Consider the following 623-nt stretch of genomic DNA (forward strand, 5'->3'; position numbering starts at 1 on the left):
TCTTTACTTGAGTAGATTTGAAACTTGATTGGATACTGCTTTGCCCATTTAAGTAATAGCTGCTGAACTTCTTCAATCATCGGCTCGGGAATAGTCGATGTATAGAGCCACATACCAATAGTTTTTTCCTTTGTTGGCAGATCTTCACAACTAATACCGAACTTGGACTGGCCTTTTTGCACGGATAAAGCATGGGTATACATATGAACATTTCTCTGCAGAGAAATATCCCAACCATCTATCTTTTCGTTTATGTTGCGTTCCATCTACATCTCTATTGCCGCATAACGCCGCCAGCATGCGCGGCTTTGTAGTGGAGGCGAAGCCGCAACGAAAAAGGCGTCGCCGTGCCTGGCCTTGTTAGGGCTAGTGCGGCAATTGATACGAGACATTGCCGTTGTTCACCTTTATATACTTACGCTGCTCAAGATCTTTCACAATTGAGCTTAACTGCTGTTCAGACAGCTTCTCTGTGAACAGAGAATTGATAGTGTTGGAGAGCGTCTTCGCCTTGCGAGGTCGAGATTGGCCCCTGCCTGCCAGATTTTTCACTATAGCGGATACCATATCGTCGGTAGAGGTAGCCGTGGACATTCTTACTACGGGAATTTCCGCCAAGTCTC

2 protein-coding genes are annotated in these 623 nt (G+C 45.7%); both read right to left on the bottom strand.

Annotated elements, in window-relative coordinates:
- A partial coding sequence (locus ACFC20_RS17705) for a hypothetical protein (protein ID WP_375194131.1) occupies positions 1-266 on the bottom strand: 266 nt, incomplete at its 3' end.
- 100 nt (positions 267-366) lie between these two features.
- Positions 367-623 (bottom strand): hypothetical protein (locus ACFC20_RS17710; protein ID WP_375194132.1); only part of this gene is annotated, 257 nt, incomplete at its 5' end.

This window comes from Marinobacter sp., from assembly GCF_041984545.1.
GTDB lineage: Bacteria > Pseudomonadota > Gammaproteobacteria > Pseudomonadales > Oleiphilaceae > Marinobacter.